Source organism: Amycolatopsis sp. DG1A-15b, from assembly GCF_030285645.1.
Classification (GTDB): domain Bacteria; phylum Actinomycetota; class Actinomycetes; order Mycobacteriales; family Pseudonocardiaceae; genus Amycolatopsis.
On record NZ_CP127296.1, the window covers coordinates 9,363,087 to 9,387,425 of the forward strand.

Genomic DNA, 24,339 nt, shown 5'->3' on the forward strand with positions numbered 1-24,339 from the left:
GCGGCCTACTTCCGATGGCCACTTTCGGCGAGCTCGTCTTCGGCGAGGATCTCCGCGACGGACTTCCGGCGCGAAGGGGCGTCGGACGCGTCCAGCGCCCCGCCCGGCTTCAGTTCGCGGACCGTGAAGTACAGCCAGCCCAGCAGCGCCATCGCGCCGAACGCGATCCACTGCAGCGCGTACGACAGGAACGGTCCCGAGTCCGTCTGCGGCAGCGGCAACGCGCCGAGCACCCCGGGCTGGCCGACGTCGAGCTGGAAGTAGCCCGGCCGGATGTCGAGCCCGCCCGCCCGCGCCACCACCCGGGAGTCGACGACGTAGCTCTGCAGCCGACCGCCGGTGGAGGCGTCGGCGAACGCGTCGCGGTTCTTCGGGTCGGTCTCGTCCGCCCGCACCCGCGCGGTGACCTGCACGGTCCCGGCCGGCGGCGGCGGGTACGGCGGCGCGGCCGACTTGCTGTCCAGGGGGACGTAACCGCGGTCGATCAGCACGATCGTGCCGTCGGTGGTCCGCATCGGCGTCAGCACTTCGAAGGCACCTTCGCCCTGGACGGTCCGCAGCCGCGCGACGACTTCCTTGTCCGGCAGGTACTGGCCGGTGACGGTGACGAGGTGCCACTCGGTGTACCGGCCGGGCACGCTCCCGGCCGGCAGCAGCTGAGCCAGCGGCACCGGCGCCGCGGTGAACGACGTCTCGAGCGCGGCGTTCTGCTGCTCGCGCTCGGTGTTCCGGCTGAACTGCCACGGCGAGAGCAGCGTGAAGCAGCAGACGGCGAAGGTGAACACCACCGCCGTCAGAGCCAGCCACCCGGGCCGGAGCAGGAACCGCAACCGCACCCCACCACGGTAGCCCGTGCCCCCGGCCGTCCGTCGCGGGCTGTGACCTCTACCCCTGCGAACGCACCCAGTCCAGCAGTCCGGGCACCGCGCGCTCGATCATGCCGAGGACGTCTTCGAAGCCGTCGTCGCCGCCGTAGTACGGGTCCGGGACCTCGGCGCCTTCGGGTGCCGACGGGTCGAACGACCGCAGCAGCCGCACCTTCGCCGGGTCCTCGACCCGCGCCCGCAGGAACTCGAGGTGCCCCTCGTCCGCGGCCAGCACCAGATCGGCGGCGAGGTCCTCGCCGGACACTTCGGAAGCGACGTGCGCGGTCGGGTACCCGTGCGCCTTCAGGGTGGCACGGGCGCGCTTGTCGGCGGGTTCCCCGGCGTGCCACGGACCGGTCCCGGCGCTGGTCACGCGCACGGAGTCCCCGAGCCCGGCCTCATCGAGCCGGGCCCGGAACACCAGCTCGGCCATCGGGGAGCGGCAGATGTTGCCGGAGCAGACGAAGACGATGTGCGTCACGCGCCGAGCGTAACCATCGGGTCTGCCTGGTCACGGGGCCGCCCGCCCGGCCCAGCACGGCGCGGCGCCCACTCGGCTCGGCGGGCTGCCGCGAAGGGCGACCCGCCTGGCCCGGCGCAGGTGGGGCGCGGAGGGCCCGCGCGGCTCGGCGGGCGGCCGCGCGCCGCCACGGTCGGCTTGGCTCGGCCCAGCGGGGCGGAGGGGCGGGAAGAGCGCCCGCGCGGTCAGGCCCGGTGGGGGTGCGGCCTGCTTGGTCCGGCTCGGCCGGGTGCACGGGAGTGAAAGATCGCCCGCGCGCCGCCGCAGCTCGCTTGGCGTGGCCCAGCTGGGCGGAGGGGCGGGAAGAGCACCCGCGCGGCCCGGCCCGATGGGAGTGCGGCCCGCTTGGCCGGCCCGGCGGGGTGACGGGAAACGAAGACCCCTCGCGCGCAGCCAGGCGGATGGGCGGATGGGCGTGAAGACCGCCCGCGCGGCCCGGCGAGCAAAGCGCGCGAAGGCCCAGCGGTAATCCGCCACCCACCAAGCATCCCGCGCGCCGAGGGTAACCACCGCGTTCACCCGGTCACCCGCCCGCTCGGCGGTATCCGCGGCCCGCGGCGCGCACTTAGCGTCGATCGGGCGAGGACGCGAACCGGAAAAGGAGAGCGATCATGCACGGGTGCTGCTCGAAGTGCACCGGCCAGGGCTGCGGCTGCTGCGGCAACTGCAACTGACCGGTCCCGGCGCCCGCGGCGGCCCGGTGCCGCCGGGGCGCCCCCCATCTCCGGATCAGGGGTGGTAGTACTCCGCGATCCGGGTGACCACGTCGCCCTTCGCCGTGATCTTGACCGCGTACAGGCTGTCCGGGGTGGTCGCCAGGAACTCGGCGCGGGTGCACGGGTTGGAACCCGTGCCGTCGAGGCCGACCGCGAGGCCCGCGGCCGCCGACGCGCACCAGCGGCCGACTCCCGTGAAGATCTCCACGTCGCCTGCCAGGACCGCCTTGTGCGCGGTGCCCGGGACCGGTTCGGCGTTGCTGCCGTTCTCCTCGGCCTTGACGAACCGGGCGTCCGTCCACTCCACCCGGCCGTCCGGGTGGATCGCCGTCACGATCCCGTCCGTCGTACCCGCACCGTCGCCCAGCACGAACACGCCGGCCGTGGCCAGCGCGGTGGCCGCCGCGACCGCGGCGATCATCCACTTGGTCCTCGTCACGCCGTACGGGACGCCCCGGGGGGCCACGGGTTGCGCAGGCCGGAGAAGGCGGCTACCCGGCTCGGCCCGGATCCGTCGCGCAGGTCGCCGAGGTCGCTTCGGCGAGGGCGTGCGCGTGCAGGCCGTCGAACCGGTGGACGCCGTCGACGATGCCCGCCGTCACCAGCTGGCGGATCGGGCAGGATCGGGCCGCTCGCGCCGGGGTCGTCGCCGCCAGCTCGGTGAGCAGGCCGGTGTTGAGCCCGTCGATCACCGGGCGGATCTGACCGAGGTCGGGGCGGGTCGCCGGCGCCTCCGCGGGGTGCGCGTCCCAGCGCGCGTAGAGGCCGCGCTGCACCAGCTTGTTCGCCTCGATCTGGGCGCGGAAGAACCGCACCGCGTCCGCCGGGGCGAGGCCGAGGCCGGGGGCGTGCGCCGCCACCGAGTCGTAGATCTGCTGCTCCCGCACCGGGTCGTCGATCGGGGACGGCGTGCCGTACTTGGCCGCGGCCACCTGGTCGGCGATCGCGACGCGCTGCGCCGCCAGGTCGGTCAGCCGCCACAACGACGTCCCCGACGCCGAAGCGGGGGCCGCGAAGAGCAGGGAGCCGGCGAGGACCGCTGTCACCGTGACGAGCAAGGACCGAAGGCGCATGGCGTCGGACCGTACATGCGAAAATCACCGCGTGCCCGCCATTTCCGAAGTCATCTCCGTGCTGGACCGGGCTTACCCGCCCGAGCTCGCCGAGTCGTGGGACGCCGTCGGCCTCGTCTGCGGCGACCCGGCCGAACCCGTGCACCGGGTGCTGTTCTGCGTCGACCCGGTCGCCGAGACCGTCGACGAAGCCGTCGAACTCGGCGCGCAGCTGATCGTCGCGCACCACCCGCTGCTGCTGCGCGGCGTGCACGGCGTCCCCGCCGACACCGCCAAGGGCGCCCTCGTGCACCGGATGATCCGCGAAGGCATCGCCCTCCACTGCGCGCACACCAACGCCGACTCCGCCGATCCCGGCGTCTCCGACGCGCTCGCGCAGGCGATCGGGCTCCGCGTCACCGGGCCGCTGGAACCGAAGGCCGACGGCGTCACCGGCATCGGCCGCCTCGGCGAACTGCCCGAGCCGGAGCCGTTCGCGGTGTTCGTCCAGCGCGTCGCCGACGCCCTGCCCGCGACCGTGCCCGGCGTGCTGGGCGCGGGCGACGCGGACCGCCCGATCCGGACCGTCGCCGTGTCCGGTGGCGCCGGGGACTCCTACCTGAAGCAGGCCACCGAGGCCGGTGTCGACGCCTTCGTCACCGCGGACCTGCGGCATCACCCCGCCGGCGAGCACCTCGCGGGCCGCGGCCCGGTGCCCGCGCTGGTCGGGCTGACCCACTGGGCCAGCGAGTGGCCCTGGTGCGGGCAAGCCTCGGCGCTCGTGGCGCGGGCCTTTGCGGGTAACGTCGACGTTCACGTCTCCACGCGGCGGACCGACCCGTGGAACGTCCGCGCCGAGCGCACATCGATTTAGAGGAGCACCGTGAAGGCCGAACCCGCCGTGCAGCGCCAGTTGCTCGAGCTCGGCCAAGGTGGACGCCGAGCTCTCGCGCACCGCGCACCGCCGCCGCACCCTGCCCGAACTGGCCGAGATCGACGCGGGGGAGAAGACCGCCCGCGAGCGCCGCGACGCGCTCGTGTCCGTGGAGACCGCCGCCTCCGACCTCGACCGCGAGATCGCCCGGCAGGAGAAGGAGATCGAGTCGGTGCGCGCCCGCGAGGACCGCGACCGCAAGCTCCTGGCCTCCGGCTCGGTGAACTCGAAGCAGATGACCGACATCGAGCACGAGCTGCAGTCGCTGGAACGCCGCCAGAGCGCGCTGGAGGACGACCTGCTGGAGCTGATGGAGCAGCGCGAGGCCCTCGGCCTGGACGCGCAGCGCACCGGCGCCGAGGTCGACAAGGCCGAGGCCGAGGTCGCCGCCGCGATCGCACGCCGCGACGAAGCGTTCAAGGACCTCGACACCACCCGCGCGCGGCGCGACGAAGACCGCGTGAAGCTTCTCCCGCGCTTTCCGGAGCCGCTGCTCAAGCTGTACGAGCGCGTCCGCGAGCACAAGGGCATCGGGGCCGCGCTGCTCCGGGCCCGCCGCTGCGGCGCCTGCCAGCTGGAGCTGGACCGCAACACGGTCAACGAAATCAAGGCCGCGCCGGAGGACGACGTCATCCAGTGCGAGAACTGCGGCGCGATCCTGGTCCGGACCTTGGAGTCGGGTCTGTGACTTCGCACGTCATCGTCGAAGCCGACGGCGGCTCACGAGGCAACCCGGGTCCCGCCGGCTACGGCGCCGTGGTCAAGGACGCCGACGGCGACGTCCTCGCCGAGCGCAAGGAAAGTCTCGGCGTCGTCACCAACAACGTCGCCGAGTACAACGGCTTGATCGCCGGCCTGGCCGCCGCGGCCGAGGTCGGCGCGTCCACTGTGGACGTCCGGATGGACTCGAAGCTCGTGGTGGAGCAGATGTCCGGGCGCTGGAAGATCAAGCACCCGGACATGCAGCCGCTGGCCGAGCGGGCCAAGCAGCTGGCCGCGGGCTTCTCCCGCGTCAAGTACGAGTGGATCCCGCGCGCGCAGAACTCCCACGCCGACCGGCTGGCCAACGAGGCCATGGACGCGGCGACCGGAAAGCCGGCGGCCGGCCGTCCCGGCACCGCCACGGCCGGCCGGGCCAGGCAGGTCGTCCGGCAGACCGCCGTCGGCGGGCCCGCCACGGCCGAACGGGTGTCCGGCCCCCCGGAAACCGCCGCGAAACCGAAGCTGCCGACCCGGAAACCCGACCGCGCGGCGGTGGCCTGGACCGGCGCCCAGGGCACCCCGACCCGGCTGCTCCTGCTGCGCCACGGCCAGACCGAGATGTCGGCGCTGCGCCGCTACTCCGGCCGCGGCGACGTCCCGCTGACCGAACTGGGCCGGACCCAGGCCGCGGCGGCGGCGAAGCGGCTGGCCGCGATGGAGGGCCTGGTCGTCGACGGCGAGGCCGTCCCGATCATCTCCTCGCCGCTCACCCGGACGAAACAGACCGCGCAGGCGGTCGCCGACGCGCTCGGCGGCCGCGTCGAGACCCACCCCGGCCTGATCGAGACCGACTTCGGCGAGTGGGAAGGCCTGACGTTCGCCGAGGCCGCCGAACGTGACCCCGAGCTGCACGGGTCCTGGCTGGGCGACAGCTCGGTGCCGCCGCCCGGCGGGGAGAGCTTCGACGTCGTGCACCGGCGCGTCCGCAAGGCCCGCGACGAGCTCATCGCCGAGCACGGCGGCAAGACGTTGGTGCTGGTCAGCCACGTGACGCCGATCAAGACGCTGCTCCGGATGGGCCTCGACGCCGGACCCCAGCTGCTGTTCCGGCTGCACCTGGACCTGGCGTCCCTGTCGATCGTCGAGTTCTACCCGGATGGGAACGCGTCGGTCCGCTTGGTCAACGACACCTCGCACCTGGTCTGACCACGGAAAATGTGGGGTGGATCACGCTCGGCACCGACGCGTGGAAGACCCCGGATGGGGTATTGGCTACAGTGTCTCGACCGCGTCGCCGCGGTGTCGGGTCCGGCCTCCGGGTCCAGCAAGGGGGCGCCGGCTCGCGCGTATCCCACCGGCAGAAGCCTGCGGGCGGAACAGTGACGAGGACATGACGGCTAGCGCACTCACCGAGACCTCCCCGAGCGACGTCCCCGAGGACCCGGCCACCACCACGGCCACCCGCGGCTGGGGCGCGCGCCTGGCGCCGGTGCTGGCCGTGCTCGCCGGTGTCGCGGCCGTTGCGGTCCACGCGACCCGCTACGGCCACTGGATCGTCGACGACGCCGCCATCACCTTCTCCTACGCCCGCAGCTTCGCCGACGGCCTCGGCCCGGTGCTGCAGCCGGGCGCCCCGCCGGTCGAGGGCTTCTCCGACCCGACGTGGATGGTGCTGCTCGGCCTCGGCAAGCTCGCCGGTCTCTTCGACCACGGCTCGCTCTTCGGCCTCCCGGACTACGTGCTGTTCCCGAAGGCACTGGGCCTGCTGTTCACCGGCGGCGTCCTGACGGCCTGCTACATCGCTGCGAAGCAGATCTTCACCCGCTTCGCGTGGCTGGCGACGCTGGTCGTCGGCCTGACGCTGGCAACGATCCCGTCGTACGTCATCTGGGTCGTGTCCGGCCTGGAGAACTCGCTGTTCGCCTTCGCGGTCGTCACGCTGGGCGTGACGCTGTTCGTGTCGGTGCAGCGGGACAAGCTGCTGACCCCGAAGGTCGCGCTGTGGGCCGGCGTCATGGTGGCGTTCGCCGCGCTGACCCGTCCGGAAGGCCTGATCTACGCGGGCGCGTACCCGCTCGCGGCGCTGTTCCTGCTGCGGTCCGGGCTGTTCTGGAAGAGCTTCCGGCTCGCGCTGCTGTCGGTGGCGGCGTTCGCCGTGCCGTTCGGCGCGTACGTCGTGTGGCGGCACTCGGAGTTCGGGCGGCTGCTGGCCAACCCTTCGGTGGCCAAGCAGCAGGGTCTCCCCGGGTTCGACGCGGTGAAGCGGCCGTTCGAGCTGGTCGGCTACGCGGGCTGGGCCGGCGTGATCGCGCTGGCGCTGGTGATCGTGTTCGCGCTGGTCAAGGCGCCGTGGCGGCGTTCGCTGATCGCGCTGCTCGTGCCGCTGGGGCTCGGGATCGTCGCGTACGGCGTGATGGTCGCCGACTGGATGTACCAGCACCGGTTCGCCAGCCCGATCTGGCCGCTGGCGGTCATCGCGGGCACGCTGGCGGCCGGTGAGCTGCTGCGCCACCGGCAGGCCCTGCTGCGCGTCGGCGTCGTGGTGGTGCTGGTGGGCGCGTTCGTCCCGTCAGCCATCGGCTTCGCGGCCGCGGCGGACAAGTTCGCGAAGAACCCGAACATCACCGCGTGCCTGGTGGCCGACCGCTTCGGCCGCGGCTTCAACACCTACGCCGACATCCTCGGCGTGCAGAAGGCGTCGCTGCTGCTGCCCGACCTCGGCGGCTCGTCGATGACCAGCCGGCTCGAGCTGGTCGACATGGCCGGCCTGGTGAACAAGCCGATCGCCGACCTGGTGCACGACAACGACCTGGCGGGCCTGCGCAACTACGTGTTCGACACGGTCAAGCCGACGTTCATCCACTCGTGGGGCCCCTGGGCGGCGGGCAACGGGATCGCGCTGGACCCGCGCCTCGACCGCGACTACGTGCTGATCTACAGCTCCCCGATCGAGGGCCTGCGCAACGGCGACTGGGTCCGCCGCGACGCGGTGACGGACCCGGCGAAGCTGAAGGCGGCGCAGGAGTACGCGGCGAAGACGATCCCGGCGGTGGCGGCCGACCGCTTCGGCGGCCCGCTGGACGACTGCGGCGCGACGATGAAGCCGGGCCAGACGATCACGATGCCCAGCTGAGGCTCAGCCACAGCGCGACGGTCGCCGCGGCCAGGCTCAGCGGGGTGGTGAGCGCCCCCAGGGCGTGGAACGTCCTCGGCGAGGGTGGTTTCGGGAGCGTCCGGCGCCACAGCAGGGTCGCCAGTGAGCCGAGGTAGCTCGCGTTCGGGCCGATGTTGACGCCGAGCAGCACCGCGAGCAGCACACCCGGCGCCGGGTGCGGGCCCAGCACCGACAGCAGGATGAGCGTGGCCGGCAGGTTGTTGACCAGGTTGGCCAGCAGCGCCGCCACGCCCGCGGCCACCAGCAGGTCGACCAGGCCCGTCGACGTCGGCAGGACCTCGCGGAGCACGCCGCCGAGGACGTGCTCCGACACGGCCTCGACCACGACGGCCAGGCCCAGCACGAACAGGCACAGCTGCGGCGCCGCCTCGGTGACCAGCTGCCACGGCCGGATCTTGCCCCCCGCGATGGCGCGCACGCCGAGGATGAGCGCGGCCAGCGCGGCGATCCAGACCGGCTCGACGTGCCCGAGCTGCCCGACCGCGAACCCGGCGAGCGTGAGACCGAGGACGACGAGGGCGAAGGTCGGCGTCTCGAGGTGCTGCCGCGGTTCGGTCGTCTCGCGCGGCCGCAGGTCGGTCTTGAAGAACCACAGGAACACGACCAGCTCGACGGCGATCGTGACCAGCCACGGCAACGCCATCAGGGCGGTGAACCCGGCGAAGGTCAGCCCGGACGCAGCGAAGGCCAGCAGGTTCGTCAGGTTGGACACCGGCAGCAGCGTCGACGCCGAGTTGGCCAGGTGCGCGCAGGCGTAGACGTGCGGCCGCGCGGGGAGCCCGAGGCTGCCGGCGGTGGCGAGGACCACCGGGGTGAGCAGCACGACGGTGGCGTCGAGACTGAGGATCGCGGTGACCCCGGCGGCGGCGGCGAAGGTGAGGACGAGCAGCCGCCGAGGGCGGCCGTGGCACGCCTCGGCGAGCCGGTTGCCGAGCCAGGCGAAGACGCCGTCGACACTGGCCAAAAAGGACAAGAGCAGAATCGCGGCGAGAAAACCGAGGGTGGGCAGGATTTCCACGGCCCGCGCCCCGGCCGCGGCGGGCGGCACGAGGCCGAGCAGCAGAACAACCCCGGCGGCCGGCACCGCGGCAACGGCTTCCGGCCACCCCCGCGGCCGGACGATGGCGAAGACGAGCACACCGGCCAGGAGCAGCAGGCTGGCCGCGCCCGCGAGGAGGTTCACGCGTTCACGCTAACTGCGGCCCGGTTTTGTCGGTGCCGCCGGGTAGCGTGGAAAGACGGGGGGCGCCCCCGCGGGCGGGAGTCCAAACTGGACATCCCTGCCGGAAGCGACGGGCCGAAGCACGAGCTCGCGCTGTTTGCGGGTCAGCGGCTGTCGGCGTGCTGCGCCGCCGAGCTTGCGCGATCCGCCGGCGCAACGACCGCCCGGGTGCTGCGTCGGCCGAGCTAGCGCAGCTTGAGTTCAGCGACGGCCTGCGGTCGACATCGCCCGCCAGCTTCCGCGGGCCGGGCTCAGTGCCCATCCGTCCGCTGCGCTGGCCGAGCCTGCGCGATCCGCGACAGGCTCACCGCCCGCCCGCGCTCAATACCGCCCGCGACCCCGCCGCGCCCCGGGCTCAGCGACCATCTATCCCCGGCGCCGGCCGAGCCTGCGTTGTCCGGGAATGGCTCAGCGGCCGCCCGCGCTCGGCGCCGCCCGCAACCCGCGCGGCCCGGGCTCAGCGGCCATCCACCCGCTGCGAAGACTTCGCCAGCGCCCCACCGAGCTCCGCGCGCCCGGGAATCCCCAGCTTCCGGTACGCGCCGGACAAGTGCAGCTCCACCGTCCGCCGCGTCAAGTGCAGGGCTGTGGCGATCTCCCGGTTGGTCAGTCCCTGCGCCGCCATCACCGCGATGCGGTTCTCCTGCCGGGTCAACCCGTGCTCGTTGTCCTTCGCCGGCGTCAGCGCACGCCGCGAAGAGCGCAGCTCCTCCGCCGCCCGGCGGGCCAGCGGGCGCGCTCCGCACTGCTCGCTCAGCTCCACTGCCTGCCGCAGCGTTTCGATGGCCTTTTCGGACTGGCCGTGCCGGGACTGCAGCGTGCCGAGCTCCGTCAGCGCCGTCGCCAGCTGCAGGCGGGCCGGTGACGACCGCAGCGTCGTGATCGCCTTCTGCAGTGCCCGCTCCGCCTCGTCGTCCTCGCGGACGAGCCCCAGCGTCGTGAGCGCCGTGCCCAGCGGCCGTGCCGCGCCCCAGCGGGCCGATGCGTTGATGTCCTCTTCGGCCAGGCGGGCCGCGTCGTCGGTCTGGCCGAGGGCCAGCGCCGCCCGCGCCGCGTGCGCGCGCCACGGCACGAACCCCGGGAACCGCATGCCGTGGTGCGCCAGGCGCCGACCGCAGCTGAGCAGGTCCTCGAACCCGAAGCGCGTGTACCCGGTCGCGACGCGCAGGCGCCCCCGCGCGTACAGGAGGTACGTGTGCGTGAAGAGACCCTGGCTCGCGACGAAGTCCATCCGGTCCAGCAGCGACGTCGCCGCCTCGAACCGGCCGAGGTCCACCCAGCACTCGACGAGCTTCGCCGCGCACAGCACGCCGACCGGGCAGGTCGTCGTCCCGCCGCGCTCGTCGAAGCGGCGCAGCAGGGATTCGAAGTGGACGCTCGCCCGCTGCAGGTCGCCGCTGGCCTGCAGCGCGATCCCGCGGGCCAGGGTGGGCAGCGCCCCGTGCGGCACGTGCACGTCCCACGGCTCGCGCTCGACGTCGAGGACCCGGCACAGCCGGTCGACGTGCGCCGGCTCGTCCGCGAGCACCGCGGTGGCCAGCGTGAAGAAGTAGTGCTGTTCGAACAGCTCGCCGCCGTCTTCGCTGCTCAGCTCACGCGGGCTCCGCGTGGCGGAGTCCGCGGCCCGGGGCGGCGCCCCGGCTTGGCTCAGCGCGTCCGCGAAGTGCCCGACGGCGTCCTGCGCCGACTCGCCACTGCGGACGGCGTCCAGCGCGAGCAGCGCCGAGCGGCTCCGCTGGGCCGCCGGGTCGGTCAGCGGCGCCCACTGCTCCTCGAAGTCGCGGAACTCCGGGGGCGGGCCGAGCCTGCTGCCGGCCTCGGCGAGGTAGGTCATGCACAGCAGCGGCCACACGGCGTCCGGGCCGCCCGCGTCGAGCCGCGCCGCGATCTGGCCCGCCGCGCTGATCCCCAGCCGGGCATCCTGGCCGCCGCAGAGCGACAGCAGCATCGCCGTGGCGATGTACGCGGCCGTCTCACGGTTGCCGACGGTGTCGACGGCTTCCCGCACCCGCTTCGCCGCGCCGGGCGGGTCGAACTGGAACTCCGCGTGCGCGAGCTGCAGCAGCACGGCCATCCGGCGCCCCGAGGTCAGCCGCTCCTCCAGCGCCCGGCGCAGGTGCCGGGCCGCCAGCTCCGACCGCCCGGAGAACACGGCGTCGCGCGCGCTCAGCCGCAGCACGTCCACCGCCCACGGGATCCGGATCGACGTCGCTTCCAGCAGGTGGGCGGCCACACGCTCGGGGGGCGCGCCCGCCTCCGTCAGCAGCTTCGCCGCCCGGGAGTGGTTGACCGCCCGCGTGGTCTGCGGCATGTCCTTCAGCAGGGAGTTGCGGACGAACGAGTAGGTCAGCGTCGGCTGGTCGCTGTTGTTCAGCACGTGCAGCCGGACCAGGGTGTCGATCGCCTGCAGCGCGTCGAGCTCGTCGACGCCGGCCAGCCGGGCCAGCAGGTCGAAGCCGGCGTCCTCGCCGAGGATCGCCGCCGCGTGCAGGATGTCCGGCGCGTGCGGGAACTCCTGCACCCGCGTGGTGAGCACCTGCCCGATCAGCGACGAGCCGAGCTCGTGCGGGTCCGCGCCGGGCAGCAGGCGCGGCCGCAGCGCCTGCAGCAGCACCGGGTTGCCGCCGGTCGCCTCGCGGCAGGCGGAGGCCAGCTCCCCGGAGGCGAGGCCGAGGATCTCCGCCGCGGCCGCGTCGCCGAGGCCGTTCAGCGTGATCGTGACCGGCGTGCTCCCCACCATGTCCAGCAGCGCGACCTCGCGGTGCGGGGGGTAACCGATGACGGACGTCAGGACGATCAGCACCGGCAGGTCGAGCACGCGGTTGCGGAGGTAGGCCAGGCACCGCATGGACCAGGCGTCGGCCAGGTGGATGTTGTCGATGCCGAGGAACAGCGGACCCCGCTCGGCCGCGTCGCGGACGATCCGGAAGAAGAGGTCGAGCGCTTCGCCCTCGCCGGCCGAGCCGCACAGCTCGGCGACGGGCGGGCGCGGGGGCGCCCCCGGCTCCTCGAGCGCGTCGGCCAGCTGGCGGACGAGCCCGCCGGCCAGGTGGCTTTCCAGCCGCGACCCGGTGGCCGTCGCGACGGTGAAGCCCGCGTCCGCGGCCAGCGCCGCGGCGGTCCGCAGGGTGGCGCTCTTGCCCATGCCGAACTCGCCGGCCAGCACCGCGCTGGCGGCCGCGCCGCCCAGCACGACCGGGAAGAGACCGGTCAGGCGGCCCAGTTCGGGCTCGCGGCCGGGGAGCCGCGGGGCGGGACGCTTCGGTACCGAAGCCCCGCTGGCGGGGTGCTCGGGATTTACTTCGGTATCCACCGTAAGGACTTTCATGTTGGGTTGGGGCAGACTACTGGAAACCGGCCGACCACGGGAGACACCGCGGACCACGGCCGGTACCGGCCACGACCTGACCAGGGGAGACGATGGACGCAGCGGATGCGAACCGGATCTTCCCCGTGGCCGGCCGGGCCGCGCAGATGGCCATCGTCGCCACGCCGAGCGCGAGCAGCAGGAGCGGGCCGGCCGCGGGCCCCCGCAGGGCCGCCGCCCCGGCCGACTTCCGGCGCCGGGCCGCACCGTCGCCCGGCGGCAGGTAGCCCAGCCGCACCGCCTCCGCCAGCGCGCCGGCCACCGGGGTGAAGCCGGAGACCCGGCCCCGGCAGCGGGCACAGCCCAGCAGGTGGGCTTCGAACCCTTCCGGGTCATCGTGGACGCCGAGCCCGTAGGCGGCGGCGTCCCCCTTCCGCCCCCTCATCGGATCGTCACTTCGCCGAGCGCCTTCCGCAATTGCCGCATCGCCGTGTACAACCGCGATTTGACAGTTCCCTCCGGAATTCCGAGAATTTCCGCCGCCTGTCGAACGGTGTTTCCCGCGAGATACGTCTCGTAGATGACGGACTGATATTTGGCGTCCAGTTCCCGCAATGCCCGAGTAATCGTTAGCGCTGCTAACGAGCTGTCCGCGCGGTCCTTGGACTCGGCGTTTTCCGGGATCTCCAGAGCGACCTCCTGCGGGCGGACGCGGCGATTCCTCCAGCCGTCGATGACGATCCGCCGGGCCACCGTGAGCAGCCATCCGCGCAGCATTCCGGGCTCGCGCTCGAGCGTGTCGGAGTGCTGCCAGGCGCGGATCATGGTCTCCTGCACCACGTCTTCGGTCCACTGCCGGTCATGGTTGGTCAGGCTCATGACCTGCGCAAACAGGGTGGCGCGGAAGTCTTTGTAGAGCAGCGGGACGAGGTCGTCTCCCGCGGCGAGGCCGGTGTCGACCGCAGTCGCGGACGACGCGTAGCCGACGCGGCCGCGACCTTCTGTTCCCGGTGCTTCCATAAAGCTCGCAACCTCACCTGACTGGCGGACCGTGGGGTCATCGGAGCGTAGCGCAAAAACACTTAATAGGCCATATGCATTAGTTTCCCGACTTAATTCGACGCAGCATCGACGACGGCCATCGCGGGGTGGTTCACAATGTGTCTTGTGATGCACGTCACAGGTCACTAAAAGGTGACGGCGAGAACCGGATCGCACCTTCTCGCCGTAACAGGAGGTGAGGACTCCTTCGCGAAGGGACAACGGGGATGCCGCTCCGATTCGTGGCGTTGCTGGCCGCTGCGACCGCGCTCGTGCTGGGCTGTGCCGTCCCGGCGTCGGCCGGGGAACTGCAGCAGACCGACCGCGCCCTGCTGACCCGGCTGAAGCAGCACACGCTGTGGGCCGGGCCGTCGAGCAGGCTCGCCGCCGAGCGGGCCACCAACCGGCGGGTGCGCGCCGTCGCCGTCCGCATCGCCGACGACCAGGCCCGCCTCGACGTCGCCCTGCGCGCGGTCGCCGACCGGCTCGCGGTCACCCTGCCGGGGGAGCCGACCGACCAGGAGCGCGGCTGGGCCGACGAGATCGCCGCCGACTCCGGCGACGCGTTCGACCGCGCCTACGTCAACCGCGTCCGCGCCGAGTACGGCACGCTGTTCGGGCTCGCCTCCGACGTCCGCGCGGGCACCCGCGACGACGACGTCCGCGCGTTCGCCCAGACCGCCGTCGACACCTCGCTCGGGCACCTGACGCTCCTCGAGAGCACTGGGCTCGCCGAGACCACCTCTCTGCTCGTCTCCGCCACCGAGGACGACACCCTCGGCGGCGGTGCCGTCGCCGCCGGTGCCGTTCTCGTGGCCCTCGCCGCCGTCGCCACGTTCGGCCTGCTCCGCCTGCTCGGAACCCCCGGCAGGCCCTCGCCGCGCACCCGGAGGTAAGCCGCCCCATGTCCCTTTCCGCCGCGCTGGTCCCGGGGTCGCCGCACGACACCGGGATCGCCGAGGCCGCCGCGCTGTCCGGCCGCCTCACCTACCTCTGCATGTGCCTGACGCTGTGCTGGGGCGTCCTGGCCGCCACCGGCTGGGTCCGCCGGTTCAGCGGCCAGGACGCGATCCGCACCGGGCACGTGGTGCTCGCCGCGTTCACCCTCGCCACCGGGACCCTGCACGGGCTGACCTTCCTCTTCCTGGAGGACGACCCCTTCGGCGTCGCCGACCTGCTCCTGCCCTTCTACGACGGCACGCCGCGGCACGCGCTGGGCATCGCCGGTCTCGAGCTCGTCATCGCGGTGTCCGTGACCGCGGGGCTGCGCCGCAGCGCCGGCGAGGGCCGGTGGCTGCGCTTCCACCAGGCCGGGTACCTCGCCATCGGCCTGCTCGCGGTGCACGCCTGGCTCGGCGCCATCTCGAGCGGGCACCTCGCCGTCGTCTGGCTGGCCGGCCTCACGCTGCTCGTCCCGCCGGTGCTGCTGTCGGTCCTGCGCGTGCTGCCCGCCGCGGTGCTCGCCCGCGCCGGCCTGGTGACGCCGCCGCCCGAAGAGGACGACCCGGAGCCGGCCACCGTGCGCGTCGACGTCGACAGCCAGCGCTGCCACGCCTACGGGGTCTGCCAGTCCGAGGCGCCCCAGGTCTTCCAGCTCGGCCTCGACGGGCAGCTCGCCTACGAGAAGCGCCCGGGTGCCCAGCTCGTCCCGAACGTCCAGGCCGCCGCGCGCGCCTGCCCCATGAGAGCCATCCACCTGTTGGGAGCCACCCGATGAGCGAACGCATCGTCATCGCCGGAGCCGGCCTCGCCGGCCTGCGCGCGGCCGAACGGCTGCGCGAAGTCGGGTTCGACGGCGAAGTCGTGGTCCTCGGCGCCGAACCCGACATCGCCTACCACCGCCCGGCCTTGTCCAAGCAGCTGCTCACCGGCGCGGTCAGCCGGGCCGACACGCTGCTCGCCGACCCGCTCGAAGTCGACGCCGAATGGCGGTTCGACACGCCGGTGACCGCGCTCTCGCCGAACCGGCAGGTCGTCCACCTCCGCGACGAGGAACTGCACTACGACGGCCTGATCATCGCCACCGGCGTCGAACCGCGCCGGATGCCCGGCGCGCCGCACGGCCACCCGCGCGTGGTCGTCGTCCGCACCCTCTCCGACACGATCGCCCTGCAGCGCGCCCTCGCCACCAACCCCGGCCCGGTCGCGGTGATCGGGGACGGCTTCATCGGCTGCGAAGTCGCCTCCAGCCTCCGCGAGATGAACCGCGAGGTCGTCCTCTTCGGACGGGCGAGGTCCCTGCTGGCCGACGTCCTCGGGCCCGACATCGGGGAATGGCTCACGGCACTGCACACCGCCCGCGGCGTCCGCCTCGAACTCGGCACCACGATCCGCCGCTGGCGGCCCGCACCCACGCACGTCGGCCTCGAGTTCGCCGACGGCCGCGCCCTCGAGGTCGCCTGCGTCGTCGTCGCCGTGGGCAGCGTCCCGGCGGTGTCCTGGCTGCGCGGCGCCAAGCTGCCGCTCGACGACGGCGTGGTCTGCGGACCCACCTGCCACGTCGTCGGCTCGTCGACGATCGTCGCGGCGGGTGACGTCGCCCGCTGGCCCAACCTCCGCTTCGACCCCACGCCCCACCGGGAGGAGCACTGGCTCAACGCCGTCGAGATGAGCCGCGCCGCCGCCCAGAACCTCCTCGCCGGCCCCCAGGGTTCGCCGGCCTACACGCCGGTGCCGCGCTACTGGTCCGAACAGCACGGCGTCCGCATCCAGGTCGCCGGCCGGCCCGCCCTCGCCACCGACACCGTGCTGCTGGAGTCGCCGGTGCCGGGCACCCGGCCCATCACGGGCTTCGTCCGCCAGGGCCGGCTCGTCGGCCTGATCGGCCTCGACAGCCCCGCCGCCGTCCTGCACTGGACGGCCGAACTCGCCCGCCAGCACCCGACGCCCGCCGAGCCGCCGCCCGAGGTCCGGCCCCGCCACCACAGCGGGGCGGTGGCCGGCCGCTGAGCTACGATCCAGCCTGCGGACGAGCTGGCAGGGCGGTCGCGAGCCGGGGCGACCCGGCCCGAGGAAAGTCCGGACTCCGCAGGGCAGGGTGGTTGCTAACGGCAACCCGGGGTGACCCGCGGGAAAGTGCCACAGAAAACAGACCGCCCCCGTCCGTGCTTCGCGCGGGCGGGGGTAAGGGTGAAACGGTGGTGTAAGAGACCACCAGCGTCCCGGGCGACCGGGACGGCTAGGTAAACCCCACCCGGAGCAAGGCCAAGAGGGAGCCCCCGGGCTCCTGCGCAGGCGTTCGAGGACGGCCCGTCCGAGCCTGCGGGTAGGCCGCTGGAGCCTGCCGGCAACGGCAGGCCGAGATGGATGGCCGCCGCCCCGCGAGCCGCAAGGCGACCGGGGAACAGGATCCGGCTTACATGCCAGCTCGTCCGCCTCCCGTCCCCCGAGGGGCGTCGCGTGTTCCCGCGCGTGGTTACCCGGTAGTAGGGTGCCGCTATGGCGGGTGACGAGAAGCGGTTCAAGTCGGCTTTCGATTCCTTGCACGCTTTCTCGTACTTCGCGCCCGAAGTCGAGGCCGCGCTCACCGGCATCGGCCTGCGACCGGGCCGGATGCCGTACTTCGCGAGCCGGTCCGCGGCCATGGGCGCCGTCGGGCCCGAGGTCGTCGCGGCCACCTTCTACAACTTCAACCCCGAGGTCGTCGCCCGCGTGATCCCGCGCGCCTGGTCCCTGGCGACGCCGGAGCAGGTCCTGGACGCCCGGCTCGAAGGCGTCGACAAGGCGCTGACCCGCCTGCTCGGCGACCACGTGAAGAGCGACGAGGTCGCCGAGGCGGCCGAACTCGCGCGCGAGGCGAGCAACGGGTGCACCGGCGAAGGACGTCCCCTCTACGCCGCGCACGCGGGGCTCGCCTGGCCGGGCGAGCCGCACCTCGTGCTCTGGCACGCGATCACGCTGCTCCGCGAGTACCGCGGCGACGGCCACATCGCCGCCCTCGTGCTGAACGGCCTGAGCGGCCTGGACGCCCTGGTCACCCACGTCGCCACCGGCCGCGGGTTCGCCACCGCCCCGGCCAAGCTGACCCGCGGCTGGAGCGACGAGCAGTGGACGGCCGCCGAGGTAGCGCTCACCGGCCGCGGCATCCTCGACGCCGAAGGCGGGCTGACCGAGGCGGGCGTCGCCGTCCGCGCCGCGGTCGAGATCGCGACCGAGTCCGCAGCGCGGGCGCCGTGGCTCCACCTCGGCGCCGAGCGGACCGCCCGGCTCGAAGAACTCTGCCGCGGGCTCAGCCGCCGGGTCGTCGAAGCCGGCGCCTTCCCGGACGGCGTCTTCCGTCAGGGCAAGGCCTGATCGCGGTCCGAGATCACGTCCGCCGGAACATCGTGCGCACGTACATCAGGATGTCCCGTGCCAGAGTTCAAGATCATCTTGGCTGGTGAGCGGCAGAAGGGCCGTTCACTGGCTGACGCGGCCCGCGATGGGCTCAGCCGCCGGGTCGTCGAAGCCGGCGCCTTCCCGGACGGCGTCTTCCGCCGGTCCCAGAACTGATCGACGGGTCAAGATCACGCTATGTAGTGAAAAAGTTGTGAAGTATCGGGCACCCCGTGACGGACAGCACTCGCGGTCAAGATCGACATGGGCGCCGACCGGCCGACCGTCGTCACAGAGCGGGCTCGGGAGACGCGGCCGTTCGTGTCATGCAACACTGTTCCAAGCCGCACAACGGCCAGAGCACCAGTACCCAGAGTGAGCAAATCCCGGGCAATGGGGTGAGTTCGTCAGCACACTGAGAAGTATGGGTGGCCGGGGTTCAACCCGAGGGCCCTTGCCGCGATGATGGTGGGCGTGGAGTTTTCGTGTGCCATCCGCAGCGCGCCGGTTGACGAGCCAGCCGGTCTCTACGCTGCGCACTTTGACCACTACCCCTCGTAGCCCCCATGATGTTGTTCGAAGCACCGCCTGAGCCAGAGCCGCGCGGGCCCCACCGTGCACCGGGAGTATCGCGATGATGACCTTGACCACCCTCGACACGCTGGCCGCCGGCGAACTGGGCACGGGCAACGTGCGCCAGTGGCTGCTCGACAACGTCATCCCCCTGGTGCTGCTGGCCGTCGCACTCCTGCTCCTGTGGCTGGGCGGCGGTAAGGGCGACAACGCCGGTGTCATGCGCCGGCTCGCCGGCGTGGTCATCGCGCTCGCCATCATCGGTCTCGCGGTCAGCGGCGCGGGCGTGAACGTGGGCCAGTGGATCGCCGGCCTGTTCACCGGCTGAGACGGGGTCCGCGTGCGCATCAGGACCGACGACGAGGTTTACCGGGTCGACGCTGTGTGGCTCGGCCCGCCGAAAGCGACTTTTCCCTGGAGAGCCCGGTACGTCGCCTGGCTCATCGGCATCCCGACGTTCTTCGTCGTGCTCGGCGTCGAACGCTGGGCGGGGTGGAGCTTCGGGTTCTTCTCGACGGCGTGGGGGTTCATCGCGACCATCGCGATCACCCGCCTGCTCACGGCCAAGATCAGCCACGAGCGCCCGCTCGGCACCGTGGTCGCGATGGCCGGCCGCGAGCTGAACACCCCCCGCGCACGGACCACGGGCACCGGGGGCGCGGTCAGCGCCAGCCGCGTCCGGGTGCGGGCCGAGCGCCCGCTGCCGAAGCACCGCCGCAGGCGGCAGTACCAGCACCACGGCGGCCCGCCGGGTGCGGCTTCACCCATGCCCCCGCCACCACACTCGATGGGGGCGCTTCGCGCCACTGAGCCGATTTACCAGGGAGCACCACGAGCGCGTCGGAGCCGGGGCAACTCGGCTCGGGCCGGGAGGTAGTCGTTGTTCGGTCGCGGCGGTAGCCGAGGAAAACGGGGTCGGGACACCCACTCGGGCGGATGGCAACCGCCCGAGCAGGTCCGCGCGTCGCGGAACGGCTCGGGGAACAAGGCGCGCCTGCCCGGTGAGCAGGCGATTCCCGCGTATACCCCGTCGATCGCGGTGCGCAGCATCGACGGGCACCTGGTCCGCACCGGCGTCGAGGTCTACGCCTGGTACCGGCTGGCGCCGCAGCGCTGGTCGTTCCGCTCGGACTCGCAGCGCCGCGACCTGATCGCCGCGATCGCCGGCCAGTACGCCGAGCTGCAGGGCCGCTGGCTGCACCTGCGCGTGACGAACCGCCCCTACCCGATCCGGATGTGGGCCGAGGCGCACGTCTACAACGCCCACAACCGCCCCGGCGACGTCCCGGGCGCGCTGTCCTTCGACGACTACCTGATCGGCGAGCAGCAGCAGCTGATGGGCCGCTCGATGGCCGAAAAAGAGGTCTACATCGGCGTCCAGGTGCAGACCCGGCGGATGGTCGACCGCGCGGTCGAACGGGCCGCGCCGGTGCTGCGCAAGATCCTCCCCGAGGCCGTCGACGCCGAGCTGACCGCGCTGGACTCCGAGGTCGAGCACCTCGACCAGGTCATTGGCAGCGCCGGGCTGGAAGGCCGCCCGGTGCACGCCGAGGAGATGTCCTGGCTGATGCACCGCTCGTGCTCCCTCGGGCTGCCCGCCCCGCGGAACATGCCCGCGGTGCCGGGCGCGGCCTGGGAGCCGGAAGACCTGGCCAGCTTCACCGACGCCGCCGACTACTACGCCGACCCGTACGCGCCGACCGTGACCGTCCGCGGCCGCACCGGCTCCAACGCCGGCGTCTCGCGGCACCTGGCCGTGCTCACCGTTGGGCAGATGCACGGCCTGCAGATCCCCGAGGTCGACGACCCGTGGATCCAGCACGCCGACCGGCTGCCGGCGGCGGTCGAGGTGTCCGCGCGCATCTACGTCCGGCGCCCCGAAGAGGTCGCCAGCGAGCTGCAGCGCCAGATGAACAAGGTGCGCTCGCAGGTCAAGCACTACACCGACGAGCACGAGCTGGAACCGCCGCAGTCGCTGTCCCGGCAGGCCGGCCGGGTGCTGGAGATCGACGACGAGATGACGTCGGGCTTCACCGCGCTGGCCACCCGCGTGCGGTCCTGGTGGCGGCTGGCGGTGTCCGGTCCGACCGAGCGCGACGCGCTGCGCCTGGCCCAGCAGCTGCTCGACCTGTACAAGCCGAAGATCGCCATCGAGCACCCCGAGGCCCAGTACGCGATGGCCCGGGAGTTCATCCCGGGCGAGCCGCTGGCCTCGGCGGCGTACATGCGCCGCGGCTCGGTGGTCTGGGCGTCCTCGGCGGTCCCGACGGCGACCGCGGAGGTCGGCGACCGCCGCGGCATCCTGCTCGGCGAGACGTGCACGGCGACCCGGCGCCCGGTGGCCTGGGACCCGTGGATGGCCCAGGAGATCCGCGACGGCTCCGGCCTGACGGCCATGGTGGCGGGCCTGGGTGGTGGTAAGTCGTTCCTCGGCGGCGGCATCGTCTACAAGACGCTGCGCGCCGGGGCGAACTGGACGATCCTCGACCCTTCGGGTCCGTTGTCCCGCCTGTGCGACCTGCCGGAGCTGCGGCCGTACGCGCGGCCGATCAACCTGCTCAACGCCCAGCCGGGGATCCTGAACCCGTACCGGGTGGTCGCCGAGCCGCTGATCGAGCACTTCATGGACGAGGACGACCCCGAGCGCTCCTGGCGCCGGGAGAAAGCCCTTGCGGGTGCCACCCGAAGGCGCCTCGTCCTCGATGTCCTGAGCGGTGTGCTGCCGTACGAGGTGTCGCGCATGGCGCAGACGCGGATCGTGCTGCTGCGCGCGGTGCGAGCCGTCGGGGGCCGCTTCGACGCGGACCCGGGCCAGGTGATCGATGCCCTGCGCCGGGATTCTTCGGAGCACCACGAGCACGCGGGCGTCGTCGCGGACTTCCTCGACGAGATGCGCGAGCGGATGGCGCTGCTCATCCCGGAGACGGACGCCGACCCGTACTCCGAGACCCGCGACGACCGCCTGACGGTCCTGACGATGGCCGGGCTGACCCTGCCGAAGGACGGTGTCCCGCGCGAGTACTGGACGGACGCGGAATCCCTCGGCGTCGAGATGCTGAACCTGGCGGCGTGGCTGACCCAGCGGTCGGTGTACGAGAAGCCGAAGGAGATGCGCAAGGGCGTCTGGATCGACGAGGCGTTCTTCCTGTCCGAGGTCCCGACGGGGCGTGTGCTGATGAACCGCTTCGCGCGTGACTCGCGCAAGTGGAACGTCCGTGTCCTGCTGTCGTCCCAGATCCCGGCGGACTTCCTGAAGATCCAGGGTTTCGTGGCCCTGCTGGACTCGGTGTTCGTCGGCCGCTTGGACGACGACGACGCCCAGGCCGACGCGCTGCGGCTGCTGAAGGTGCCCGTCGGAGTCGGGTACGAGCAGGTCGTGGCGGCATTGGGGCGCCGTCCGGGTGCCCAGCAGCGCGGCTTGGAGCGAGACGTCGAGCCCCGCCAGTTCATCTTCGGCGACGGCGCGGGCGGCGTGGAGCGCATCCGCGTCGACTTCTCCGGCCCGCACCTGGACCACCTCCGGGCGGTCATGGACACGACACCGGGTTCGAAGGACGCGGCGCCCTCGAGGCGTCCGGGCAACGAGCTGGCGCTGCCATCGGAGGAGAAGAAGCCGTACGTCGCGGTCCCGCCGGAGGACGACATCGAGCTGGAGCAGGACTTCGAGCTGGCGGCGGAACTGGAGGTCGGCCTGGCCGACGAGAACCTCCTGGGCGCACCGGACCCCTTGGCATCCGAGACGGGCGAAGTGGAGGGCGGCGTCCAGCCGTCCAACGGGCAACAGCAACACGCCCGTTCAGGCGGAAAGGGCGGCACCGGCCGGGACGCCGCATGAACACCGTGCTGACGCTGGCGGTCCTGCTGACGTTGGCCGCGGGGTGGCACTCGCTGAAGCGGCGGATCAAGGAAGGTCCGCGGCCGGGGCGGCGCACGCCGGGGCGCAAGGCGACGATGTTCGCGGTCATGCTCGTCCTTGGCTTGCAAGCCATCGCGACCGCCCCGGCGGCGAGCGCGGCGGCCTGTGGCGAGGCCCCGAACCCCGAACGCCCCGGCGCGGGCATGGTCGGCGCGATCGACCCCGCCGAGGGCCACGGTGAGGCGGGCAGCCCGTACGTCGACTACAGCTACGCCGGGCTCGTCTGGAACACCTTCGAGACGAACTGTTCCGGCATCAGCCTGACGCCACCGGGCTCGACGCTCGACACCTGGGGCGGCAACCAGCTGTTCAACCTGGGCAAGAACATCGTCGGTGCGACGAACTCCCTGCACTACACCGTGCTCGAGGGCGGCCTGCTCAACCCGCTCTACAGCGCGGTGAAGTCGGGCGCGGAGAAGGTCTACAACAACATCTACGCCCAGCTGTTCGGGCTGGTCGCGCTGGTCATGTCGATCATGTTGTTCCGCAACATCTGGCGCGGTGATCTCGCCGCGGTCAGCAAACGGGCGCTGTACGCGCTGGCGGGCGTCTGGCTCGCCGCGTCGTCGCTGGCGATGCTGCGGTACTTCGACCCGATCGACAAGGCGATCGTCCAGACCACGACGAACATCCAGGCCGGGTTCGTCGACGACGCCGACAACCGCGTCGTGCGGCACGTGCTGCCGACGAACCTGCACAACGAGATCGTCTACAAGAACTGGATCCGCGGGGAGTTCGGTTCGCCGACCGCGCCGCAGGCCGAACAGTTCGGCCGTCCGTTGCTGGACGCGCAGGCGTTCACGTGGGCGCAGCTGCGCAACGGCGACGACGGCAACCAGGCCGTCATCGACGGCAAAAAGAACGCCTACAAGGACATCTCCACCAAACTCGGCCCCGCCACCGGCTACTTCACCGGCGAAGCCGGCGGTCGCACCGGTGCCGGGTTCCTCTCCCTCGGCCAGGCCCTCGTCTACTCGCTCTTCCAGCTCCTGGCCAAGGCGAGTGTCCTGCTCGCGCAGGTCCTCATCCGCCTCTTCGCGCTCACCGCGCCGCTGATCGGCCTGGTCGCCCTCCTGCACCCGGAGATCCTGCGCCGCGTGCTCAAGGTGGCCGGCGGGGTTGCCTTCAACCTCGTCGTCCTCTCCGTGCTCGCCGGCGTGCACGCCCTTCTGCTGCAGGCCATCTTCGACGCCGGCAACTCGCTGAACATGCTCACGCAGATGGTGCTCGCCGGGCTCATCACCGTGCTGCTGTTCATGGTCGGGCGGCCGGTGCGGCGGCTGTGGCAGATGGTCGAGATGTCGGTCAGCATGGTCGGCGCCGCCGTGCCGTCGCCCGGCGGCGGGATCTTCTCCCGGTTCCGGCGCAACCGCAGCGGCCCGACCCCGCAGGACGAGTTCTGGCAGAACGTGCGCGACACCGACGACGTCGTCGACGGCGAGCAGCGCGGTCCGCTCGGCGCCACCGCCGGCGGTGGCCGGTTCCGGCCGGAAGCCACGATCTTCGCCAACGCCCAGCGCCTCGACAACGGCTCCAACGCCTCCCGCCCGGCCGCCGCCTGGTCCGGCGCGTGGCCGGGTGCCGTCGGAGGCGGTGGCTCCGCGGGCGCGCTGCCCGCGGGCCGCCGTCCCGGTGCCCCGGTGTTCGGCCAGTACAACCCGGCCAACGGCGACGGCGGCGAGTACGTCGTCGTCGGCGCGGGTGGCCGTCCGACGACGCGGGAGGAGAGTCGGCGCGTCGACACCTCGCCGGTCGCCGACCGGCGCTGGAGCGACGAGCCCGAGCCCGTCGTCGTGCCGTCCGACCTGCGCGCGCCCGAATCCGGCTTCAGCGACTTCCCGGCGCAGGACGCCCCGCGGATGCCGGGCGTGCGCGCCCAGCCGCGTCGCGTCGACCCCGAAGTCGTCGCGGGCAAGCCGGTCTTCGTGCTGTACCGGCCGTCGCGGGGCATCGAGGTCCGCGAGGAACCGCGCGACACCGACCACGTCATGGGGCGGTGAC

20 protein-coding genes, 1 other RNA gene and 1 pseudogene are annotated in these 24,339 nt (G+C 72.7%); 14 read left to right on the forward strand and 8 right to left on the reverse strand.

All coding sequences use genetic code 11. The annotated features are described in order from the left end of the window. Positions 1 to 5: 5 nt before the first annotated feature. The 4 genes from QRY02_RS43595 to QRY02_RS43610 form a co-directional block, all read right to left on the reverse strand. A complete protein-coding gene (locus QRY02_RS43595) occupies positions 6 to 836 on the reverse strand; it encodes an SURF1 family cytochrome oxidase biogenesis protein (RefSeq protein WP_285988532.1) in 831 nt (276 codons plus the stop codon). A 49-nt stretch (positions 837 to 885) separates the two neighbouring features. Further along, complete coding sequence (locus tag QRY02_RS43600; protein ID WP_285988533.1) at positions 886 to 1,347, reverse strand: low molecular weight protein-tyrosine-phosphatase; 462 nt, start codon at positions 1,345 to 1,347, stop codon at positions 886 to 888. 768 nt (positions 1,348 to 2,115) lie between these two features. Then, on the reverse strand, positions 2,116 to 2,523 hold the full coding sequence (locus tag QRY02_RS43605; protein ID WP_285988534.1) for a hypothetical protein: 408 nt from the start codon (positions 2,521 to 2,523) through the stop codon (positions 2,116 to 2,118). Positions 2,524 to 2,593: 70 nt separating this feature from the next. Continuing rightward, positions 2,594 to 3,175, reverse strand: coding sequence for a chorismate mutase (locus QRY02_RS43610; protein ID WP_285988535.1), 582 nt, complete (start codon positions 3,173 to 3,175; stop codon positions 2,594 to 2,596). Positions 3,176 to 3,206: 31 nt separating this feature from the next. Between QRY02_RS43610 and QRY02_RS43615 the strand changes: the two genes are divergently transcribed. The 4 genes and pseudogenes from QRY02_RS43615 (at position 3,207) to QRY02_RS43630 (ending at position 7,923) form a co-directional block, all read left to right on the forward strand. Next, the gene (locus QRY02_RS43615; protein ID WP_285988536.1) at positions 3,207 to 4,028 is read left to right on the forward strand and encodes a Nif3-like dinuclear metal center hexameric protein; all 822 of its coding nucleotides are present in this window, start codon (positions 3,207 to 3,209) and stop codon (positions 4,026 to 4,028) included. A 9-nt stretch (positions 4,029 to 4,037) separates the two neighbouring features. Continuing rightward, positions 4,038 to 4,776, forward strand: a pseudogene (locus tag QRY02_RS43620) (zinc ribbon domain-containing protein). Then, complete coding sequence (locus QRY02_RS43625) at positions 4,773 to 5,996, forward strand: bifunctional RNase H/acid phosphatase (RefSeq protein ID WP_285988537.1); 1,224 nt, start codon at positions 4,773 to 4,775, stop codon at positions 5,994 to 5,996. The pseudogene QRY02_RS43620 and the gene QRY02_RS43625 overlap by 4 nt, the downstream one beginning before the upstream one ends. A 184-nt stretch (positions 5,997 to 6,180) precedes the next feature. Then, complete coding sequence (locus QRY02_RS43630) at positions 6,181 to 7,923, forward strand: hypothetical protein (RefSeq protein WP_285988538.1); 1,743 nt, start codon at positions 6,181 to 6,183, stop codon at positions 7,921 to 7,923. Here QRY02_RS43630 and QRY02_RS43635 read toward each other — a convergent pair. The 4 genes from QRY02_RS43635 to QRY02_RS43650 form a co-directional block, all read right to left on the reverse strand. Next, on the reverse strand, positions 7,907 to 9,148 hold the full coding sequence (locus tag QRY02_RS43635; RefSeq protein ID WP_285988539.1) for an SLC13 family permease: 1,242 nt from the start codon (positions 9,146 to 9,148) through the stop codon (positions 7,907 to 7,909). The two genes, QRY02_RS43630 and QRY02_RS43635, sit on opposite strands and share 17 nt — an antisense overlap. A 496-nt stretch (positions 9,149 to 9,644) precedes the next feature. Next, positions 9,645 to 12,500, reverse strand: coding sequence for an AAA family ATPase (locus QRY02_RS43640; protein ID WP_285988540.1), 2,856 nt, complete (start codon positions 12,498 to 12,500; stop codon positions 9,645 to 9,647). 31 nt (positions 12,501 to 12,531) lie between these two features. Continuing rightward, complete coding sequence (locus QRY02_RS43645) at positions 12,532 to 12,939, reverse strand: hypothetical protein (protein WP_285988541.1); 408 nt, start codon at positions 12,937 to 12,939, stop codon at positions 12,532 to 12,534. Beyond that, the gene (locus QRY02_RS43650; protein ID WP_285988542.1) at positions 12,936 to 13,514 is read right to left on the reverse strand and encodes a sigma-70 family RNA polymerase sigma factor; all 579 of its coding nucleotides are present in this window, start codon (positions 13,512 to 13,514) and stop codon (positions 12,936 to 12,938) included. The genes QRY02_RS43645 and QRY02_RS43650 overlap by 4 nt, the downstream gene beginning before the upstream one ends. A 248-nt stretch (positions 13,515 to 13,762) precedes the next feature. Between QRY02_RS43650 and QRY02_RS43655 the strand changes: the two genes are divergently transcribed. The 10 genes from QRY02_RS43655 to QRY02_RS43700 all read left to right on the forward strand — a co-directional run bounded on the left by QRY02_RS43655 (position 13,763) and on the right by QRY02_RS43700 (position 24,338). Further along, on the forward strand, positions 13,763 to 14,431 hold the full coding sequence (locus QRY02_RS43655; RefSeq protein ID WP_285988543.1) for a DUF4142 domain-containing protein: 669 nt from the start codon (positions 13,763 to 13,765) through the stop codon (positions 14,429 to 14,431). 8 nt (positions 14,432 to 14,439) lie between these two features. Continuing rightward, the gene (locus tag QRY02_RS43660; protein ID WP_285988544.1) at positions 14,440 to 15,252 is read left to right on the forward strand and encodes a ferredoxin; all 813 of its coding nucleotides are present in this window, start codon (positions 14,440 to 14,442) and stop codon (positions 15,250 to 15,252) included. Further along, the gene (locus QRY02_RS43665; RefSeq protein ID WP_285988545.1) at positions 15,249 to 16,484 is read left to right on the forward strand and encodes an NAD(P)/FAD-dependent oxidoreductase; all 1,236 of its coding nucleotides are present in this window, start codon (positions 15,249 to 15,251) and stop codon (positions 16,482 to 16,484) included. Before QRY02_RS43660 ends, QRY02_RS43665 begins: the two co-directional genes overlap by 4 nt. 20 nt (positions 16,485 to 16,504) lie before the next feature. Beyond that, positions 16,505 to 16,909, forward strand: an RNA gene (gene rnpB / locus QRY02_RS43670) — RNase P RNA component class A. 64 nt (positions 16,910 to 16,973) lie between these two features. After that, positions 16,974 to 17,828, forward strand: a complete 855-nt coding sequence (locus QRY02_RS43675) for an SCO6745 family protein (RefSeq protein ID WP_285988546.1) — start codon at positions 16,974 to 16,976, stop codon at positions 17,826 to 17,828. 57 nt (positions 17,829 to 17,885) lie between these two features. Next, on the forward strand, positions 17,886 to 18,026 hold the full coding sequence (locus QRY02_RS43680; RefSeq protein WP_285988547.1) for a hypothetical protein: 141 nt from the start codon (positions 17,886 to 17,888) through the stop codon (positions 18,024 to 18,026). 457 nt (positions 18,027 to 18,483) lie between these two features. Then, positions 18,484 to 18,750, forward strand: a complete 267-nt coding sequence (locus QRY02_RS43685; RefSeq protein ID WP_004562703.1) for a hypothetical protein — start codon at positions 18,484 to 18,486, stop codon at positions 18,748 to 18,750. 12 nt (positions 18,751 to 18,762) lie between these two features. Beyond that, on the forward strand, positions 18,763 to 19,299 hold the full coding sequence (locus QRY02_RS43690) for a hypothetical protein (RefSeq protein ID WP_285988548.1): 537 nt from the start codon (positions 18,763 to 18,765) through the stop codon (positions 19,297 to 19,299). Between the two features lie 3 nt (positions 19,300 to 19,302). Beyond that, positions 19,303 to 22,257 carry an ATP-binding protein gene (locus QRY02_RS43695; RefSeq protein ID WP_285988549.1) on the forward strand — a complete coding sequence of 985 codons (2,955 nt, stop codon included), beginning with the start codon at positions 19,303 to 19,305 and terminating at the stop codon, positions 22,255 to 22,257. Then, positions 22,254 to 24,338: a magnesium transporter gene (locus QRY02_RS43700; RefSeq protein ID WP_285988550.1), complete on the forward strand. Its 2,085-nt coding sequence runs from the start codon at positions 22,254 to 22,256 to the stop codon at positions 24,336 to 24,338. Before QRY02_RS43695 ends, QRY02_RS43700 begins: the two co-directional genes overlap by 4 nt. Position 24,339 lies beyond the last annotated feature (1 nt).

What these genes read in the sequence shown, in the direction of transcription:
- QRY02_RS43660 (WP_285988544.1), top strand. Translation starts at nt 14,440, where the DNA reads ATGTCCCTTTCCGCCGCGCTGGTCCCGGGGTCGCCGCACGACACCGGG.
- QRY02_RS43645 (WP_285988541.1), bottom strand. Translation starts at nt 12,939, where the DNA reads ATGAGGGGGCGGAAGGGGGACGCCGCCGCCTACGGGCTCGGCGTCCAC.
- QRY02_RS43650 (WP_285988542.1), bottom strand. Translation starts at nt 13,514, where the DNA reads ATGGAAGCACCGGGAACAGAAGGTCGCGGCCGCGTCGGCTACGCGTCG.
- QRY02_RS43685 (WP_004562703.1), top strand. Translation starts at nt 18,484, where the DNA reads ATGATGACCTTGACCACCCTCGACACGCTGGCCGCCGGCGAACTGGGC.
- QRY02_RS43610 (WP_285988535.1), bottom strand. Translation starts at nt 3,175, where the DNA reads ATGCGCCTTCGGTCCTTGCTCGTCACGGTGACAGCGGTCCTCGCCGGC.
- QRY02_RS43675 (WP_285988546.1), top strand. Translation starts at nt 16,974, where the DNA reads ATGGCGGGTGACGAGAAGCGGTTCAAGTCGGCTTTCGATTCCTTGCAC.
- QRY02_RS43655 (WP_285988543.1), top strand. Translation starts at nt 13,763, where the DNA reads ATGCCGCTCCGATTCGTGGCGTTGCTGGCCGCTGCGACCGCGCTCGTG.
- QRY02_RS43630 (WP_285988538.1), top strand. Translation starts at nt 6,181, where the DNA reads ATGACGGCTAGCGCACTCACCGAGACCTCCCCGAGCGACGTCCCCGAG.
- QRY02_RS43605 (WP_285988534.1), bottom strand. Translation starts at nt 2,523, where the DNA reads ATGATCGCCGCGGTCGCGGCGGCCACCGCGCTGGCCACGGCCGGCGTG.
- QRY02_RS43700 (WP_285988550.1), top strand. Translation starts at nt 22,254, where the DNA reads ATGAACACCGTGCTGACGCTGGCGGTCCTGCTGACGTTGGCCGCGGGG.
- QRY02_RS43665 (WP_285988545.1), top strand. Translation starts at nt 15,249, where the DNA reads ATGAGCGAACGCATCGTCATCGCCGGAGCCGGCCTCGCCGGCCTGCGC.